Origin of the sequence: Flavobacterium flevense (assembly GCF_900142775.1) — a bacterium.
GTDB lineage: Bacteria > Bacteroidota > Bacteroidia > Flavobacteriales > Flavobacteriaceae > Flavobacterium > Flavobacterium flevense.
On sequence record NZ_FRCC01000027.1, the window covers coordinates 1 to 3085 of the forward strand.

Here is a 3085-nt window from a genome sequence, read left to right on the forward strand (position 1 = left end):
GATTGTTTTTGGACTTTTGTTCTTCTGGAGTTATTCAAGACAAAAGAAAGAAAAAGAAGAAGTGGTTTTAATTGAAACACAAAATCCAAAATAATTAAGCGGCATTCTTTTGCTTCTTTTCTTTGGTCGCTTGTGTGGAAAGAAAAGAAGTTTGATAAAACGAATAAGGAGGATAACGAATATCCTCACGCAAAAATATCGCAAGCTTTTTGATAATATGGGAGGATTCACATTTTAGCAAAGTGCTTGTATCCTTTTTCTGCAAAAAGACTTTCCTGACCATCGAGAAGGAGTGTCTTTTTACTCTGATTTCATCATAAATAATAAAGCGACGTTCTTTTGCTTTTTTTCTTTGGTCGCTTATGAGGAAAGAAAAGAAGTCGGATAAATAAATAATGAGGATAGTGTATATCCTCACACAAAACTCACAAGCTTTTTGGAGAAATGGGAGGATTCACATTTTACCAAAGTGCTTGTATCCTTTCTTCTGCAAAAAGACTTTCCCGATCATCGAGAGGGAGTGTCTTTTTGCAGCCCGATAACTATCGGGGTTGGATTAGACAACTGGGATAGGCTGTGACCTAAAATCTTTCAAATTGAGAAAAAAGCCTCTGTATTGGGTAAGTCCGTTGCGAAATAAACCCCACAAAAGAGAACTACCCATCTGTGCAAGTGCAGAATTAATATATAAATCTTGTTTTTCCAATGCTTCCGCAAGGGAACAACTTGGAGTGTCATCTGTAATTTCGGACTGTTTTAGGAGTTCGGGAAATTCTTCGGTCATAAAAGGCAAGTTGGCAACGGTTTCATATTTTTCTGAATTAGGCTGTTTAATAGTACCTATAGAGGATAGTATCACTTGTCCTGTATGTTGGCTATTACCAAAATCCATCCAATAGCGTGGACGATTAACATAAGCTCTACTGTTATTAAGTTGTTTTAAAATAGTAGCAATTTCAAAGCGAGCCTTTACACTATCCACACAGCTAATAAAAATACTTGCTCCCGCATTTTCGGGTAATCTTTCCAAACTGTCTTTTTCAAATTTTATAGTTTCCGCTTTCCAGTTTGTACCCGACCAGCGATTGGCACGGTTTATCAATGCCACCGATTTGTACAGTCCTGTTTCAGAATCTGCAAATCGTTGTCTGCCCAAATTGGCTTCAGTAATTATATCATCATCCCAAAGACGAACATTTAAACCTGCATGACCTAATGCAATAAGGCTATGATTCATTTCCATAAGGGAAGTCAATACTTTTGATCCTGTACCACCTGCACCGATAAGATTTACCGCTATTGGGTTTGTGGGATTTATTAAATAGTTGTCCGTAAAATGTACTTTTGTTTTTTCGATATTCATGACAATATATCTTTTAAGGTTTTACCATTCTTTTTTAATACTTCTTTTGGAAAAGTGTTGTTTGTATTGACAAGGCTTTCCCAAAGTATTACACAGTTTCCGTTTATCGGATTATAGTCCTGCATTAAATGACTGAAATAGCTATTGAAAAAATAACTTTCCCATGTGGTTGTAAACTCTTCTAATGAAGCAATTTTCTTAATTTTAACATCTACCGTTCCCATGCACACATTTCCGTTTTCGTAAACATTAAAAAAAGGAGCATTGTACAATTTTGTGTTTTCTTTTGGTCTGCCGTTATTTCCCAAAGCAAAAACAGTAAGACTATTTTTGTTGGCAATCCATAACATGGGAGGAATATTTGCCTTGCCATTTGGAATACCTAAATTTTCTGTAAAACACAGTTCTCTTTGCATGGATTTGGTAAACCAGATTACTTTATTTTGAGTATGGTCAATATGTAAAATAGCATTACTTATTATTCCTTTTGATTTTAAACAAGGTTCTTTTTCTTCTTTTGATGTCTTTAATGTTTTTACCAGTTGGTTTGCTTCTCTTACAGTCAAAGGATGGGCATTAATAGGATTTCCATTTTTATCCATGTCAAAATATTCTACATAGGTGTCTGAATTCATTCCTTTAGTCTGATAGAATACTAATGCCGATTTAGGATGGTATAGCGTTCCAAAATTTTCTGTTATATCGTTCATCACTATTGTTTTAAAAATGGTTTAAGAGGTAAATTAATTCTCCGATAAGGGCAAACAATCTATTTTCAAAATCAAGATTGTTTGCTGTGATGTCACTTCCATCGAAATGTTTAATGATACTAGGCTCTTCAATCTGTCCGTATTCTTGTAATTCACTATTAACACATTGTATAATATTTTCATTCAGCCAACCTTTTCCATCAGCATAAAAGGACACGTAGTAATCCATTGTTAAAATGTTTTCTATTTCGTCTTCGTCTTTTTCTTCGTTGGGTCTTGCATTTCGAAATACACTTTCATTTGGATATTGCTCTAAAAGTGCATAGGCTTCTTGAGCTAATTTTAAACAATCCCGTTCAAAAACGTCCGTACATTTAAAGCTATTCAAGCGTTTTTTGAAAAAAGTTAAATTGGCAGTATTGAATATTTTTTGTTCCATTTTGTCGCCAATCCATTCTGCTTGTTCGAATTCACTCAAATAAATTGATGTTTCTTCGTTACTATCATCAGTTAGTAGCCATTCTTTCAACATCTCGTATTGATAATAAAGAAAACTATTTTCCTGTCTGTAATAGGGTATGTTAACACTATGGTAGAGATAACTACAGACTGATAATAAAAGCTGTACACTATGTTTTTGTTTTCCGTTTTTTAGTAATCTATACAACGGTACTACAGGAATATAAAAAAGAGTAGAATTTGTATTGTGTCGTTCTTCACTTGTAAAAAAGGTTTTTTTACTATCCTGTACGAGTTTGATTTCTTCCCAATCCATCACCTTATTTTTTAGTTTTTCTTTGGTGTCCCATAAAGCCAAAGTGATATTGTATGGATAACCAAAAGGTTGGGTGTGAATGGGGTTAATATTATAATGTGTTGCAAGTTGGGAAAGAGATTGGTAAAAATCTTTTTCCGTGTTTGCTGTTTTCTTACAAGCCTTTACCGTTTTCGTTTCTGCCAAAACTGGCAGGAATGAAGTTCTTAAAAAACCATTGGCAACATTGGTACTGGT

General features: G+C 34.2%; 3 protein-coding genes. All 3 read right to left on the reverse strand.

Features of this window, described 5'->3' with window-relative positions:
- Positions 1-556: 556 nt before the first annotated feature.
- Entirely contained in the window at positions 557-1363 is an 807-nt protein-coding gene (locus BUB89_RS17710; RefSeq protein WP_073247538.1) for a PRTRC system ThiF family protein, read from the reverse strand.
- The gene (locus BUB89_RS17715) at positions 1360-2073 is read right to left on the reverse strand and encodes a PRTRC system protein B (protein WP_073247539.1); all 714 of its coding nucleotides are present in this window, start codon (positions 2071-2073) and stop codon (positions 1360-1362) included. Before BUB89_RS17715 ends, BUB89_RS17710 begins: the two co-directional genes overlap by 4 nt.
- A gap of 10 nt (positions 2074-2083) precedes the next feature.
- Positions 2084-3085, reverse strand: a 1002-nt coding sequence (locus BUB89_RS18135; protein ID WP_073247540.1) for a hypothetical protein, incomplete at its 5' end; no start/stop codon positions are given.